The following is a 15,171-nucleotide window of genomic DNA, read 5'->3' as shown; positions in this document are numbered from 1 at the left end:
GGGGAAGGATTCAGCACAGCCGGGCTCCCGGCGCATCCAGCGGCGATACCCAGGCGTCACTGTCGAAGCCGGCCGCAGCGAACGCTGCCTGCACCGGCGCCACGGCGGCACGGGCCTGGTCGGCATCCTCGAACCAGGCGAACACACTGGGTCCGGCACCGGAGATGCCCGCGCCCATTGCATGGGCCGACAGCGCTGCATCACGGGCGGCCTCGAAGCCGGCAATCAATCCGGCCCGTCGCGGTTCGACCAGCACATCGCGCAGCCCCGCGCGTACCAGCGTCGCATCACTGCGATGGCAACCACTGAGCACCAGCGCGAGGTTCGCGCTCTGGGCCACGAACTCGCCCAGCGCATAGCTGCCCTGCAGGGCCTGGCGGGCACGGCGCGTTTCCAGCACCGCGTGCGGATGCACCAGCAGGCTGTGCCAGCTGGCAGGCACCGGGACCGGCAACAGGCGATCGGCCGTACACAGCGCCAGGCCACCCAGCAGCAGCGGGCCGACGTTGTCACCGTGACGGCCACCACTGGCCACCGCCTCACCATCCAGCGCGTAGGGGTACAGCGCCTCGCGCGGCAACGGGGCCTGCAGCAGCGCATTGGCGGCGACCAGCGCCGCGACACTCGACGCTGCCGAACCGCCCATGCCGGAACCGAACGGGATGCCCTTGTCGATCTCGACTGCGAAACCGAAATCCAGGCCCAGGCCTTCGCGCAGCGACATCAGCGCAGCCCCGGCGGTGTTGCCGGCGGCGTCCAGTGGCAGCGCGACGGCACTGCCACGGATCGCATCGATCCGCACCGCCGGCTCGTCGATGCGGCGCACGCTCACGGTATCGCCGATACCGGCAATGGCATGGCCGAGAATGTCGAAGCCCACTGCCACGTTGGCCACCGAGGCAGGCGCGAACGCACGTGCGATCACAGCCGCGCTCCTTCACCGGCGGCGACCCGCAGCAGGTCCGCGAACACACCCGCTGCCGTCACCTCCGGACCCGCACCCGGCCCCTGCACCACCAACGGGTTGTCGCAGTAGCGACGGGTGCGGAACTGCACCACGTTGTCGGTCAGCCGCAGGTTGGCGAAGGCATGATCGGCCGGCAGTTCCTGCAGGCCCACCGAGGCACCGTCAGCACCCAGCTGTGCCACATAGCGCAGCACCGCGCCACGCGCCCGCGCATCCTGCAGGCGTTGCAGCAGGCTGGCGTCGGACTCGCCCAGCCGCGCCATGAAGTCATCCACGCTGCCCTCGCGCAGCAGCGCCGGCACCAGGCTTTCCACTTCCACCTGCTCAAGACTGAGCGCGTGGCCGGCTTCGCGGGCCAGGATCACCAGCTTGCGCGCCACGTCCACGCCCGAAAGATCGTCACGCGGGTCCGGCTCGGTGTAGCCCATCGACCGCGCCTGCGCGACCAGCTGCGAGAACGGCTGGCTGCCATCGAAGCGGTTGAACAGCCAGGCCAGCGTGCCGGAGAAGATGCCTTCGATGGCCAGTACCTCGTCACCGGTATCGACCAGGTCACGCAGCGTGGTGATCACCGGCAGGCCCGCGCCCACCGTGGCCTCGTAGCGGAAACGCGCACCACTGGCCGCCGCCGCGGCGCGGATGCGCTGGTAGCGCGGCAGCGGCCCGGCGCCGGCCTGTTTGTTCGGTGTGACCACGTGGATGCCGGCTGCCAGCCAGCCCTCATAGCGCTCGGCCACCTCGGCACTGCCACTGCAGTCGATCACCACCGCATGCGGCAGGTGCGCGGCCAGCAGGTGTTCGGTGAAGCGATCCAGATCGCTGGGCTCACCCGCCTGCTGAAGGGCTTCGCGCCAGTCGGCATGCAGCCCATCCGCATCCAGCCGCATGCGCGAACGCGAGGCCAGTGCGCGCAGGCGCAGGTCGACATTGGCCTTGGCCAGCAACTGCGGGCGCGCGGCCAGCAGCTGGTCCAGCAGCGCGGCACCGACGTTGCCAGGCCCGATCACGCCCACCGCGAAGGTCTGCGGCGACAGCCAGAAGCCGGCATGCGCGGCGCGCAGGGCGCGGGTGGCATCGGCACTGTCCACCGCCACCGAAATGTTGCGCTCGGACGAGCCCTGCGCGATCGCCAGGATGTTCACCTGCGCGCGGCCCAGCGCCTCGAACAGGCGCGCCGCCACGCCAGGTTGGCCGGCCATGCCGTCGCCCACCGCCGCCAGAACGCTGACGCCCTCGCTGACCTGCACGCGCTGCACCTGGCCCACCGACAGCTCATGCGCAAACGCATGCAGCAGCGCCTCGCGGCCACGTGCAGCTTCGGCGGCGCGCACCACGCAGCAGATCGAATGTTCCGACGAACCCTGCGAGATCATCACCACCGACACCTGCGCCTGGCGCAGGGCAGCGAAAACGCGCTCTGCAGTGCCTGGCACGCCGATCAGGCCGGTGCCTTCCAGGTTCAACAGGGCCAGGCCCGGGCTCAGGGTCAGGCCCTTTACCGGCCCACGCGGCGAGCGCTCGGCACTGATGCGCGTACCCGGATGCGCCGGTTGGAACGTATTGCGGATGAAGATCGGCAGGCCCAGGCGGATCGCCGGCGACATCGTCTGCGGGTGCACCACTTTGGCGCCGAAGTAGGCCAGTTCGCAGGCCTCGTCGTAGCTGAGCGATTCGAGCTGCACGGCTTCGGGTACCAGGCGCGGGTCGGCTGACAGCACGCCGTCGACGTCGGTCCAGATGTGCAGTTCATCGGCATTGAACAGCGCGGCGAAGATCGCGCCGGAGTAGTCACTGCCGTTGCGGCCCAGGGTGGTGATGCGGTCATCACGGTCACGCGCGACGAAACCGGTGGCGACCAGGCGCGGCTGAGGATGTTGAAGGCGCCATTGCGCGAGGCGGTCGGCGCTGGCTTCCCAGTCGACATCGACGCCCAGCTCGCCATGCCCGACCACCAGCACATCGCGCGCATCGAGCACCGCACAGTCTTCGCCCAAGGCGCGCAGGTGGGTGCCAAGCAGCTGCGCGGAGAACACTTCGCCCAGGCCCTGCACGCGGTCCAGCACCTCGCGCGGCAGCTCGCCGATCACCGCCAGCGCCGCCAGCACTTCGGCCAGCTGATCGAAGCGGGCGTCGATCCATTCGACCGTCTCGCCGACCTGCTCGCCCAGCAGCGCCACGGCGGCGCCACGGTGGCGCGCGCGCAGGGCATGCCAGGCCTCGCGCCAACCCTGGTCACCCTTTGCCGCCAGCTGCGCCAGATCGATCAGCGCGTCGGTGACCCCCTTCATCGCCGAGACGACAGTGACCTGCAGCGACTCAGGACGGGCCAGCAGCAGGCCGGCAACATGGCGATAGCGTTCGGCATCGGCCACCGAGGTGCCGCCGAACTTGTGCACGACAGTGGACGGTGCAGCCAGATCGGCCGGGGCAACGGGATGGGCGGGGGCGTGGGAAGACATGCAGACCTCGGTAGGAGGCCCCGTCGCATGCAGGTGTCGAGTTTCCCCGCCACCTGGATGGTGCGGGGCCGTGGTTTTCGGGAGTTACACGAAGACGACGGGCCGCACCAGGGCAGTGGTGACGGTGGTGGTGGTAATGGTGGTGGTGGCGACCGGCGCAGTCGGACGGCCCGCAATGGCGGGGGCGATCAGGCTGGCGTGGGCGGCATCAAGGACCATGACGCACAGAAAACACTGTGCGCCGGTCCGCTGTCAAGTGCTGCGATGCAAAAAATCATTGCGGCGATCATCGGCCAACGTGCCGGCATTTGGTTGCATCTGAGACCAAGCCGGTATCAGCACGCTTGACGCCCACATTCAGCCTGCATGTTCGGCGATCGCCCGTGGCGAGCGATGGGCATGCGCGCACAGCATCACGCCGGCCACCAGGAACACGATCGCCAGCGCCTCCAGCAGCGAGGGCCAGCGCTGCTGCCAGGCGAAGGCATACGCCAGCGCGAACAGCGTCTCGAACACGATCATCTGCCCGGTCAGGGTCAATGGCAGCAGGCGGCTGGCACGGTTCCAGAACGCGTTGCCGAGGATCGAGGCCACCACTGCCACGCCGGCGCTGATCGCCCAGAAGCCACTCCACTGCGCCGCGGTGTGGGTACCGCTGTGGCCGATGAAGGCCATCGGCACCAGCAGCAGGGCCAGGCCGCCAGTGGTGACGCCGGTCAGCAACGACCAGTCGTGGCTGGACAGGTCCGGCCGGCGCGCCAGCCAACGACTGTTGCCGATCGAGTACAGCGCCCACGAGAACAGCGCGCCGAACGCACAGAGCAGGCCAATCAGGCGCTGCCGCCACGGTGTTGCGAGGTGTTCGGACATCAATGCTTCCCAGCCCACCAGCGCCACGCCGAGCACGCACAGGCCCAGCGCCGGCAGCAGCTGCTTCAACGGCACCGCGCCCTGCTCGCGCACGCCAACCACAGTGACCACCACCGGAATCAGGCCGACAATCAATGACGCCGCCGCGCCACCGGCCCACTGCACCGCCGTGGCCAGCAGCAGGAAGTACACCAGGTTGCCGGCCAGGCTCAGCCACAGCAGCCCGAACCATTCGGCGCGGCCCAGCCGCGGTGCCAGCCGCTTCCAGCGCGGCAGCAGCAGAGCGATGGCAATCAGGCCATAGACCAGGTAGCGACCGGCGGACAGTTGCAGGGCATTGAACGACTGCAGCACGGCGGGCGCGAGAAAGACCACGCCCCACAGCGCGCCAGCGGCAACGCCATTGGCGATGCCCAGGGCCATCGGGTTGTTGCGCATTCGGGTTCTTCGGGGGAAGAGAACGGGCCGCGCAGTGTAAGCGCTGGCCAGCGGGCGCTCTTGACCGAGGCTATTGCCTTGTCATCTCTGTAGAGCCGAGCCAATGCTCGGCTGCGATTGGCCGCTGTGCAGATAAGGGCAGCCGAGCGTGGGCTCGGCTCTACAGGTCAGATGGCGCCCCTGCGCCAGGCGGCCGGCGTCTGCCCGCACTCACGACGCAGCGCACGGGTCAGTGCACTCTGCTCGGAATAGCCTGCCGCCAGCGCGATATCGCTGATCGGCGCCGCACTGGTACGCAGCTGGTGCTTGGCCCAACGCAACCGGCTTGCACTGAGCCAGGCCTGCGGGCTCAGCCCGAACTCCGGCTGGAACAGCGCATGCAACCGGCTTTCGCTGACGCCGACGAAGGCGGACATGCGTGCTACCGGCCACGCCTGGCCCGGATCAACCTGCACCGCCGCGCACAGGCCCTGCAGGCGCGCACCACTGCCCGCCGGTGCGAACACCTGGAGCAGCTGCGGCAACAGGGCCGGCAGTGCCTGGCCCTCACACACCTGCGCCAGGCGCTGTCGCAGCGCCAGTGGCAGATGCAGCCAGCGCTGGCGGCACAGGTGTTCCTGGGTACCGTCATCGAGCACACCCGGGGGGCAGTCGACGATCACGAAAGCATTCGGGCCATCGGCCATCTGGTCGTGTGCTTCGCCAGCCGCGACGAAGGCCCCCTGCAGCAGGTCCAGGCGACCACCGCGGCCTTGCATCTCGAACTGCAGTTCGCCCTGCAGCGGCAGCACCCACTGCGCGTAGTCATGACGGTCCAGGCCGGTGGCCTGGCCGTAGTGCCGCAGGTGGAAGATCGCGCCCATATGACGAGTGTGCGCGTGCTGGCATTTCCCTGCAACGCGGCCCCGGCACCGGCCATGCTATGTTCCAGCCAGTTACAGACGCAGGGATGGCAGGATGAACAGCATGATCCGATTGCTTCCGCTGGCACTGGCCAGCGCCTTACCCCTGGCCGCCCTGGCCCAGGCGCCATCCGCGCCATCGGCCGCCGAGCGCATCGCACCTGCACCGCACTGCCTGGACGCACGTGACGTACGCCAGGTCGAGCAGGAGACACCGACCGCCATCGCGGTCCGTGATGGCAGGGGCCAGGCCTTCCGCATCGACTTCAGCGCAGCCTGCCCGGGTGTCAACGAAGCCAGCGCACTGCGGCTGGAGGCGCCTTCGGGCTGGGCCTGCGGCCGCCCCAGTGAACAGGTGATGGTGGATGGCCGCCGCTGCGGCGTCGGCAGTGTCACCCCCATCGACAACCGGGAGTTCGCCAGCACCGCTCGCCAGAGCAGCCGCCTGTACGCGGCCACCCTGCCGCCGGTGAACGTGACCGCCACAGGCAAGCCCAGCCGTGGCGGCAGCAGCCCGCGCCATACCTTCCAGGCCTCGCCAGCGTTCTGCTTCGCCACCCGCCATGTGCGCAGCTGGAACGAGGATCCGCAAGGCGTGGTGGTGGAGACCAATCCGCGCCGCAATGGCGGCAATCGCTACTACCGCGTCGAACTGGCCGGCAGCTGCTCGATCCTGGCCGGGGCGACCTCGGTGGAATTCCAGTCCGGTTTCCAGAACGGCCTGATCTGTGGCAATCCGGGCGATCGCATCGTGGAGACGCCGTCCGGAATCCCCGGCGACATGCGCGCCAGCACGCCGCGCTTCGCCCGCCCGGGCTGCAGCGTGCTGGCGGTCTATCCGAAGGACGCGCCGGACCAGGCCTCGCGCTAGCCGTCCACGCCGAGGAAGGCGAACGGTGCACTGGGTACGAAGTGACCCAATGCATCGCCGGCGAACGTGTTGCGCTGGTCCTTGCCAAGGTCGAGCTTGAGCACTTGGCCGCCGAAATCGACCTTGTTCAGATCGATCCAGAAGGTGTTGGGGGTCAGCGCCGATTCGAAGAAGTACAACCGCCGCTTGTGGTCGGCCACCGTGCGCCAGCGCGTCGATGAGATGTTCGGCTCGCCCGGCGTGGTGATGCCATACGGCACCGACGCATTGCGGATCACGCTGAACACGCTGGCCAGCGCTTCCACCGGGTCCTCGGCCTTGGGAATGGCATTGATGTAGAACGACGCACGCGCGAAGCGGTCGGACGAGCGGTTGGTACCTGGCAGCATCACCGTGCCACCGATCTGCTGCCAGTAGCTGTTGAGTGCAAGCTGCTGCTCGAAGATCGGCGAGTTGGTCATCACCTGGTAGCGCCGGTCATGGTGGATCACCTGGCGCCCCCCGATGTACTCGACGATGGCACTGTCGCCGCTCGCGTCGGACAGCGACAGATGCAGCGTTGCCTGGCGGTCCTCGCCCGGCACCTTGTCGGTGACGATCGAGTACGGCTCACGCTTCAGCGCCGCCACTGCCTCATCCACGGTCGCGAAATTGTCCAGCACATACTGCGCCCACAGCGAAATCGCCAGTCCCGGCTTGTTGCCGCGCTGCTGCGGATACTCCGATTCGACCAGCCACAGCAGGTTGGCCACCAGGCCCTTCTCGTTCATGCCATCGGTGGTCGACACGTCGTAGCCGGTGGCCACCACCGAACCATAGCGCGCTGTCCAGGCCAGCGACTTCGGTCCGGCCTGGCCGGTGCGCGCGATGCCGCGCGGTAGCACGTAGAGATTGGTGGCCACGTCGACCTTCCAGTCCATCGAGCGTGCGGTGATCACATCACCGTTGTCACCCAGGTACACCGCGCGCGTGCAGGCCAGCGCCGGTGCCACCGCAGCGGCCAGTGCGACCGCCAGCATTGCCCTGCCCGTCCACTTCATCCGTACCATGTCGTTGTGCTCCTTTCCCCGTGAACCCCGGATCTGACCGCACGCAGGGTGACACAGGGGTGAAGCCTCAGCGTACGACCCGATCGTGCAGCCAGAAACCTGCAAGCATCGCAGGCACGAACCACAGCGCTTCACGCGATGCGACTGCCAGCCCGGCGATGGCCGGTCCCGGGCAATAGCCAGCCCATCCCCAGCCGATACCGAACAGTGCGGCGCCCAGCAGCAGGCGCGCATCGACATCACGCGCACTGGGCAGCTGGAAGCGCACCGCGAACCACGGCTGCGCGCGGCGCAGCACCCAGCGCTGGCCGACCGCACTGACCAGCAGCGCCGAGCCCAGCACCCACACCAGGGTGGGATCGAAATCACCCGCAATGTCGAGGAAGCCGAGCACACGGCGCGCGTCGGTCATCCCCGAAAGCGCCAGCCCCGCACCGAACAGCGCACCCGCCGCTGCCGCGGCCCCTGTCGCGCGGCTCATGCCAGGCCTCCGCCGTGGCGGATGAGGAACGTCGTCAGCATCGCGCAGGCCATGAACACCAGCACCGCCAGCAGCGAGCGCTTCGAGCCGCGAGCCATGCCACAGACGCCGTGACCACTGGTACAGCCACTGCCCAAGCGGGTGCCGAAGCCCACCAGCAGGCCGGCGCCGATCAACTGCCAGGCAGGCGAGGCATCGCGCAACTGTACCCGCGGCAACGCTTCGGGCAGCGACTGCCACCACAGCACCAGCCCGGCCGCCGCGAGCAGGCCAGACAGGAAGGCCCAGCGCCATCCGCGCTCGCCTTCCGCTGCGCGCAGGCTGCCTGCGGCGATCCCGCTGATACCGGCCACACGCCCGAGGGTGGCGAGCAACAGCACTGCGGCGGCGCCGATCAACCCACCGCCGGCCACCGCAGTCCACGGCAGGTTCATGCCCTGCCCTCATTCACGCCCTTCATGGGATTGTCCTTTTATTTAGATTTATCTAAATTAGACACGTCTAAACAAAAAGGTCAACCATGCCCAGCACCCCGCTCGACAGTGCCGCGATGGCCAAGCACGCCGCGCAGGCCGCTGCCCTGCTCAAGCGCCTGGCCCATCCTGCCCGCTTGCGCGTGCTGTGCCGCCTGGTCGAAGGCGAAGCGCCGGTACCGGAGCTGCAGGCGCTGACCGGATTGAGTGCGTCCGCGCTGTCGCAGCACCTGGCTGTGCTGCGCGATATGGACATCGTGGCGACCCGGCGCGAAGCACAGGCCATCCACTACCGCATGCAGGAAGGGCCCGCATTGGGCGTGCTGCAGGCGCTGCATGCCGCCTATTGCGGCGGCGGCGCCTCGGGCTGACGCTCAGCCGGCGTGCAGTGCTGGCTGCACAACGTTGTCGAGCAGGTCCACCGGCGTCGGCGCGGAGCGATCACCCTGCAGCGTACGGGTAAAGCCCGACCAGTCACAGGATGACAGCTGGCGCAACAGCGCCTCCTCCACCGGCAGCGCGCGCATCGACCAGTACGGAAACTGGCGCTGGCCCAAGCGGCCGCGCGCCAGTTCAATGATGTCGATATGGCTGCCGGCCTGCAGGATGCGTTCGTAGACCGAACCGATGCCATCCGGCGGCCCTTCGATGTACTGCAGGAAACGCCCGCCGTCGTGCAGCAGCACGCCGGTCACGCCGGCCATCTTGTTGAAGCGGGCCGCATCGTCGACCAGCGCCTGCAGCCGTCGAGCGGAGAGATCCGGCAGCGCCCGGCTGACATAGGCGATCGCACGCAGTGGCATGGTGCTTCCTTGGCAATATCTGCCGCCACGGTAGCAGTTGCGGACGAGCCCGTCTCAGATCCACGCGTCGCTTGCTGAAGGATTCAGCTGGCCGCCGTTGCCGGGCTTTCAGAGCGCCGTGGCAGCGTCGCCTCGAACACCACCTGCCCCGCCTCGTTGCGCGCGCCGATGTGGCCGCCGTGCGCGCGGACGAACTGATCAACGATGTACAGGCCCAGCCCCAGGCCATTGCTGGGGTGGAAACTGGCCTTGAACGGCTCGAACAATCGCGGCAGCAGCGCGTCGTCGATCCGCCCGGCGTTGCTTACCCGCAGCAGCACGCTGCGCGGATCGCGGCCGTCCACCTCCACCCTCGCCTCGCTGCCATGGGTAAGCGCGTTGCCGACCAGGTTCGCGGCGACCTGGCCAAGCCGATCCAGATCACCCTGCAGGCGGGTATCGCCCTGCATGTCGAGATGCACCCGTGCGTGGCCGTGGGCGCTGCCCGCTTCGGCCACCACGGCACGCGTCACTTCCGCAAGATCGCAGGCACTTGCCTGCAGGCGCAGGCCGCCGCTGCGGATCCGCGAAAAGTCCAGCAGCTGCTCGACCATCCGCGCCATGCGCAGGGTGCTGGCTTCCAGGTGCTTCAGGGTCTGCTGCGCACCGGCATTGTCCTCTGGAAGCTCCAGCGCCAGCTTGTCGGCACACAGCAGGATCGCCGACAGCGGCGTGCGCAGGTCATGGGTGAGCACGGCCGCCATCGTCTCGTTCAGCTTGAGCGAACGTTCCAGCGCCTCGTTGCGCGCCTTCAGCAGCTGGCGCTGCTGGTAGAGCTCGATGAAGACGTTGACCTTGCTCAGGATCACCTGCGGTGCGACCGGCTTGTGCAGGAAATCGACCGCACCGGTTTCGTAGCCCTTGAAGGCACGCACCGGGTCATCCGGCGAGGCGGTCAGGAAGATGATCGGCACATCGCGGCTGCGGTGCGAACCGCGCATCAGCTCGGCCAGGGTGAAACCATCGATCTCCGGCATGTGCACATCCAGCAATGCCAGCGCCACCTCGTGCTCCAGCAGCAGCTCCAGCGCCTGCGCACCCGAGCCCGCAAGCAGCAGGTTCACGCCCTCGCGCTGCAGCAGCGCCTGCATGGCTACCAGGTTCTGCGGCACGTCATCGACGATCAGCAGGTTGACCGGGGTCTGCGACTGCGCAGGGTCCGGTGGCAACAGGTTCATGCAAACAACTCCTTCAGGCGACGGCACATCAGTTCAAGGGGCAGCACGGCATCGGCGCCAGCGTGCTGCAGGGCGGAGGCCGGCATCATCGATGCCTCGGCCTCCTCGGGACATTGCAGCCAGGCGCGGCCACCAGCGGCGCGCACGGCGGCCACGCCTTCGCTGCCATCACTGCTGGCACCGGTCAGCAGCAGGGCCAGCACCTGCGCGCCGAACACCGCCGCCGCCGACTCGAACAGCGGATCGATGGCCGGGCGAGAAAACAGCACCGGTGCGTCCACCGACAGCGCCAGCGAACCGGCGTCTTCCACCAGCAGGTGATAGTCCGGTGGCGCAAAGGTCACCGTGGCAGGCTGCAGCGGCTGCTTGTCTTCGGCCTCGCGCACCGGCAGCGCGCAGTACGGCGCCAGCACTTCGGCGATGCGGCTGCTGCGATCGCGTGGCAGGTGCAGCACTGCCAGCACCGGCGCCGGCAGTGCCGCAGGCAGCGCGCCAAGCACCGTCTGCAGCGCTGCGACCCCACCCGCAGAGGCCCCGATCACCAGCACGGCCGGTCGTATCGGCAGGCTCATCAGGCGACTTTCCGGTACAGGCGATGCTCGCGCGAGCAGACCTCGAACGCACCGTGGTAGCGCCCGAACTGCAGCGACTCCTTGCTGCCCAGGCCAAGGAAGCCGCGATGCACCAGCGCATCACGGAACAGGCCCACCGCGCGATCCTGCAGGTCGCGGTTGAAATAGATCAGCACGTTGCGGCACGACACCAGGTGCACTTCGGAGAATACGGTGTCGGTGGCCAGGCTGTGGTCGGCGAACACCACGTTGCGGCGCAGCTGGCGGTTGAACACCGCGCCATCGTAGGCCGTGGCGTAGTAGTCGGAGAGCGAAGCGGTGCCGCCGGCCGCCAGGTAGTTGCGGCTGAACTGGGCCATGCGGTCGATGCCATAGGCACCGGCTTCGGCGGTGGCCAGCGCTGCCGGATTGATGTCGGTGGCATAGACGATACTGCGCTCGAGCAGGCCCTCCTCGTGCAGCAGGATCGCCAGCGACCACACTTCCTCGCCCGTACTGCAGCCAGCCACCCACAGCTTCACCGAGGGATAGGTGCGCAGCACCGGCACCACCTGCTCGCGCAGCTCACGGAAATAGGCCGGGTCACGGAACATCTCCGACACCTGCACTGTGAAGAACTGCATCGCCTGCGCGAACAGGTCCGGCTCGTGCAGCAGGCGGTGCTGCAGGTCGGCCAGCCGCTCGCACTCGTAGCGCTGCATGGCCTGGCGGATGCGCCGCCGCAGCGACGATACCGCGTAGCTGCGGAAGTCGTAGTGGTAGCGCTGGTACAGCGCTTCCAGCAGCACCTTCAGTTCCAGGTCGAACAGCGCCTGCTCGTTCATTGCCGCGAGCACCAGACACGGCACAGCGAGACCAGCTTGTCGACATCGATGGGCTTGGCGATGTAATCGTTGGCACCGGCCTGCAGGCATCGCTCACGGTCGTCCGGCATGGCCTTGGCAGTCAGCGCGATGATCGGCAGGTCCTGCAGGTGGCGCTGCGCGCGGATCTCGCGCATCGCGGCCAGCCCATCCTTCTCCGGCATCATGATGTCCATCAGCACCAGATCGACCTCGCGCTCGGCCAGGCGATCCACCGCTTCCTGGCCATTGCGCGCGATCTCCAGCGTGACGCCGAGCGGTTCGAGCACGCTGGACAGCGCGAAGATGTTGCGGACATCGTCTTCGGCCAGCAGCACGGTACGGCCATCGAGCACGGTGTCGCGACGGCGCGCTTCGCGCAGCAGGCGCTGCTGGTCGGTCGGCAGGCTGGCCTCGACGCTGTGCAGGAACAGGGTCACTTCATCCAGCAGGCGTTCCGGCGAACGCGCACCCTTGATGATGATGCTCTTGGAATAGCGGCGCAGGCGCTGCTCTTCCTCGCGGCTGAGCGCGCGGCCGGTATAGACGATCACCGGCGGGAAACCGACCTCATCGTTGCCGGCCATGTGTTCAAGCAGGTCGTAGCCGCTGCCGTCGGGCAGCGACAGGTCCATCACCATGCAGTCGAACGTGACCGTGCTGAGCTGTTCCAGTGCACCGGCCAGGGTGCCCACCGCGACGATCTGCAGCTGGTCGCGGCCCAGCAGCAGTTCCAGGTTGCTGCGCAGCTCGCTGTCGTCCTCGACGATCAGCAGGCGCCGCACGTCGCGCTGGCTGGTCTGTTCCAGCTGCTCGATGGCCGTCACCAGCCGCTCGCGCGTGGTCGGCTTGATCGCGAAGCCGATCGCGCCCAGCTCGCGCGCCACCTGGCTGCGGTCCGTTGCCGAGACCACATGCACCGGGATGTGCCGGGTTTCGGGGTTGCGCTTCAGGCGCTCCAGCACGCTCAGGCCCGACACGTCCGGCAGGCCGATATCAAGCAGGATGCCGTTCGGACGCAGCTCACTGGCAAGTGTCAGCGCTTCTTCCGCCGTACCCGCCACCACGCAGTCGAAGTCCAGTTCATGGGCCAGGGCCACCAGTGCCTCGGCGAACGTGGCATCGTCCTCGACCGCCAGGATCAGGCGCCCGGCGCGCTGGCGGCGGCCGCGGTCGTCGGCCACGCCGGCCGACGCAGTGGCCGGCGCCGACGCAGTGGCAGCGCGCACCGGCGCGGGCGGCAGCACGGCCGGTGTCCGTGCCGGCGCCGGCACTGCCACGGGGGCCTCGGCAGCCTCGGCTGCGCTCGCCGCGGGGGCGCCCTGCAATGGCAGCTCCAGGATGAAGCAGCTGCCGCGCCCGGGCTCGCTGTCGACCTGGATCTGGCCGCCCATGCGCTCGGCCAGATCGCGCGAGATCGACAGGCCCAGGCCGGTACCGCCGTAGCGACGGCGGGTGCTGCCGTCGGCCTGGCGGAAGGCTTCAAAGATGACGTCCAGCTGCTCGCGGGCGATGCCGATGCCGGTGTCGCAGACCTCGAACCGGATGCGGCCATTGCCGGCCGCACGCACGTGCAGGCTGACCTTTCCGTGCTCGGTGAACTTCACCGCGTTGGCCAGCAGGTTCTTCAGGATCTGCTGCAGCCGCTGGCTGTCGACCACCAGCTGGCTCGGTGCCAGCGCATCGGCTTCGATCTGCAGGGCCAGGCCCTTCTGCCGCGCCATCGGCTCGAAGGTCTCGCGCAGGCGCTGCAGCGCGCTGTCGACCACCACCACTTCATCGGACAGTTCGACATGGCCGGCCTCGATGCGCGACAGGTCGAGGATGTCGTTGATCAGTGCCAACAGATCGTTGTTGGACGAGAGGATCGCACGGGCGTACTTCACCTGTTCTTCGGTGAGCGTGCCGTCCTTGTTGTCGGCCAGCAGCTTGGCCAGGATCAGCGAGCTGTTCAGCGGCGTGCGCAGTTCGTGCGACATGTTGGCCAGGAACTCGGACTTGTAGCGCGACGTCGCGGCCAGTTCGTTGCTGTTGCGCACCAGCTGGCTCTGCGCGACCAGCAGCGCCTGCTTCTGCGCCTCCAGCTCGTGGGTGCGCTCTTCCAGCTGCACGTTGCTCTGTTCCAGCTCGGCCTGCTGTTCTTCCAGGTGGCTCTGCGACTGCAGCAGGCTGCGGCTCTGCTCTTCCAGTTCCTCGTTGGCCACGCGCAGCTCTTCCTGCTGGGCCTGCAGCTCCTCGCCCTGGCGCTGCGACTCTTCCAGCAGCACCACCAGTTGCGCACGCAACAGCGATGCGCGCAGCGCCAAGCCGATGGTCTCGGCACAGCGCTCCAGCAGCTCGCGATCCAGATCACGCTGTTCACCGACCCGGGCGCGGCCCAGTTCGATGATGCCGACCACGGCACCGTCGCTGCTGAGCGGCGCCAGGATGCGCTCGCGCACCGGCAGCCGGCCCAGGCTGGTCTGCAGTTCAAGCACGGCGGCATCGTCGCCATGCAGGTGGCGGATCCGTTCATCACGAGCGACCTGCCCGGCCAGCCCTTCGTGCAGGGCCAGCGAGGCCGGCGCTCCCGAAGGCAGCGCCATGCCACCGGTCAGCTGCAGCCGTCCGCCTTCCAGCCGATAGACCGCACCGACCTCCGCGTCCAGCTGCCCGGCCAGGCTCGTCGCAGCCGCCTCGGCGATCTGCTCCGGCCCCAGGTCGCCGCGCAGGCTCGACGCCACCGTGTTCTCGGCCTCCTGCAGCCAGAGCGCGCGCATGGCCTGGCGGCGGGCCTGGATGGCGCGCGAGACGATCAGCGCGATCATCAGGAAGGCGCAGCCACCGATGGTGCGGTTGACGAACGAGAACGACGAGTTGTTGCTGGCGGGCGCCACGTTGAAGCCGATCACCAGCAGGACACAGGCGATCATCGCGACCACGAACGGCGCGCGCGCACTGCGCTGGAACACCGTGACGCCCACGGCCAGGAAATAGGCCAGCCAGACCGCGTATCCCAGCGGCACCACCAGTTCCAGCGCGATGGTCGCCGCCAGCAATACGGCAGAGGTCATCCAGATCCAGCGGTCACGCGTAGTCGCACCAGGACGCATGCAGGTCGGTTCCAGAAGGCAAAGGGTGGAAGATGGTACTCCGTGTCGCATTCAGCCGCACAGGACAAATGGCACGTGTCAGGTGTGCACGCATCCTTCACACTTGAATGCCTAGCTTCACGTCCCTCACAGGGG

At 68.2% G+C, this 15,171-nt stretch carries 15 protein-coding genes; 3 read left to right on the top strand and 12 right to left on the bottom strand.

What is annotated here, in order from left to right:
- Positions 1-10: 10 nt before the first annotated feature.
- Complete coding sequence (locus tag AC5P98_RS06075) at positions 11-925, bottom strand: homoserine kinase (RefSeq protein WP_049406512.1); 915 nt, start codon at positions 923-925, stop codon at positions 11-13.
- Positions 922-3,426, bottom strand: a complete 2,505-nt coding sequence (gene thrA / locus AC5P98_RS06070; RefSeq protein WP_032957680.1) for a bifunctional aspartate kinase/homoserine dehydrogenase I — start codon at positions 3,424-3,426, stop codon at positions 922-924. The genes AC5P98_RS06075 and thrA overlap by 4 nt, the downstream gene beginning before the upstream one ends.
- Positions 3,427-3,453: 27 nt before the next feature.
- Between thrA and AC5P98_RS06065 the strand changes: the two genes are divergently transcribed.
- Positions 3,454-3,774 (top strand): hypothetical protein, encoded by a 321-nt coding sequence (locus AC5P98_RS06065; protein WP_162292848.1) that lies wholly within the window; start codon positions 3,454-3,456, stop codon positions 3,772-3,774.
- Between the two features lie 9 nt (positions 3,775-3,783).
- Here AC5P98_RS06065 and AC5P98_RS06060 read toward each other — a convergent pair whose 3' ends face one another.
- Together AC5P98_RS06060 and AC5P98_RS06055 are read right to left on the bottom strand one after the other, a co-directional pair.
- Positions 3,784-4,734: a DMT family transporter gene (locus AC5P98_RS06060; RefSeq protein ID WP_032957678.1), complete on the bottom strand. Its 951-nt coding sequence runs from the start codon at positions 4,732-4,734 to the stop codon at positions 3,784-3,786.
- Positions 4,735-4,901: 167 nt separating this feature from the next.
- On the bottom strand, positions 4,902-5,597 hold the full coding sequence (locus AC5P98_RS06055) for a helix-turn-helix transcriptional regulator (protein ID WP_049406514.1): 696 nt from the start codon (positions 5,595-5,597) through the stop codon (positions 4,902-4,904).
- 103 nt (positions 5,598-5,700) lie between these two features.
- On the opposite strand from AC5P98_RS06055, the gene AC5P98_RS06050 reads away from it, so the two are divergent.
- Positions 5,701-6,507 (top strand): DUF6491 family protein, encoded by an 807-nt coding sequence (locus AC5P98_RS06050; protein WP_049406516.1) that lies wholly within the window; start codon positions 5,701-5,703, stop codon positions 6,505-6,507.
- Here the strand turns inward: AC5P98_RS06050 and AC5P98_RS06045 are convergent.
- The 3 genes from AC5P98_RS06045 to AC5P98_RS06035 form a co-directional block, all read right to left on the bottom strand.
- Positions 6,504-7,556 carry a linear amide C-N hydrolase gene (locus AC5P98_RS06045; RefSeq protein ID WP_014646937.1) on the bottom strand — a complete coding sequence of 351 codons (1,053 nt, stop codon included), beginning with the start codon at positions 7,554-7,556 and terminating at the stop codon, positions 6,504-6,506. The two genes, AC5P98_RS06050 and AC5P98_RS06045, sit on opposite strands and share 4 nt — an antisense overlap.
- 67 nt (positions 7,557-7,623) lie before the next feature.
- A complete protein-coding gene (locus AC5P98_RS06040) occupies positions 7,624-8,037 on the bottom strand; it encodes a DUF6691 family protein (RefSeq protein WP_014646936.1) in 414 nt (137 codons plus the stop codon).
- Positions 8,034-8,471, bottom strand: a complete 438-nt coding sequence (locus tag AC5P98_RS06035) for a YeeE/YedE family protein (protein WP_049406518.1) — start codon at positions 8,469-8,471, stop codon at positions 8,034-8,036. The genes AC5P98_RS06040 and AC5P98_RS06035 overlap by 4 nt, the downstream gene beginning before the upstream one ends.
- Positions 8,472-8,557: 86 nt before the next feature.
- Here AC5P98_RS06035 and AC5P98_RS06030 point away from each other — a divergent pair, with 86 nt between their 5' ends.
- Positions 8,558-8,881 carry an ArsR/SmtB family transcription factor gene (locus AC5P98_RS06030; RefSeq protein WP_049406519.1) on the top strand — a complete coding sequence of 108 codons (324 nt, stop codon included), beginning with the start codon at positions 8,558-8,560 and terminating at the stop codon, positions 8,879-8,881.
- A gap of 3 nt (positions 8,882-8,884) precedes the next feature.
- Here the strand turns inward: AC5P98_RS06030 and AC5P98_RS06025 are convergent, their stop codons facing one another.
- The 5 genes from AC5P98_RS06025 to AC5P98_RS06005 form a co-directional block, all read right to left on the bottom strand.
- The gene (locus tag AC5P98_RS06025; RefSeq protein WP_049406521.1) at positions 8,885-9,313 is read right to left on the bottom strand and encodes a BLUF domain-containing protein; all 429 of its coding nucleotides are present in this window, start codon (positions 9,311-9,313) and stop codon (positions 8,885-8,887) included.
- An 83-nt stretch (positions 9,314-9,396) separates the two neighbouring features.
- Positions 9,397-10,530: a hybrid sensor histidine kinase/response regulator gene (locus tag AC5P98_RS06020; RefSeq protein WP_032957670.1), complete on the bottom strand. Its 1,134-nt coding sequence runs from the start codon at positions 10,528-10,530 to the stop codon at positions 9,397-9,399.
- The gene (locus AC5P98_RS06015) at positions 10,527-11,102 is read right to left on the bottom strand and encodes a chemotaxis protein CheB (RefSeq protein WP_032957669.1); all 576 of its coding nucleotides are present in this window, start codon (positions 11,100-11,102) and stop codon (positions 10,527-10,529) included. Before AC5P98_RS06015 ends, AC5P98_RS06020 begins: the two co-directional genes overlap by 4 nt.
- Positions 11,102-11,926: a CheR family methyltransferase gene (locus AC5P98_RS06010; RefSeq protein WP_049406524.1), complete on the bottom strand. Its 825-nt coding sequence runs from the start codon at positions 11,924-11,926 to the stop codon at positions 11,102-11,104. The genes AC5P98_RS06015 and AC5P98_RS06010 overlap by 1 nt, the downstream gene beginning before the upstream one ends.
- Complete coding sequence (locus tag AC5P98_RS06005) at positions 11,923-15,036, bottom strand: response regulator (RefSeq protein WP_049406526.1); 3,114 nt, start codon at positions 15,034-15,036, stop codon at positions 11,923-11,925. Before AC5P98_RS06005 ends, AC5P98_RS06010 begins: the two co-directional genes overlap by 4 nt.
- Positions 15,037-15,171: the final 135 nt, after the last annotated feature.

Source organism: Stenotrophomonas sp. YJH_SMC_135, assembly GCF_059372355.1.
Note: the sequence above shows the minus strand (reverse complement) of the source record. Positions and strands in the feature narration are given on the sequence as shown.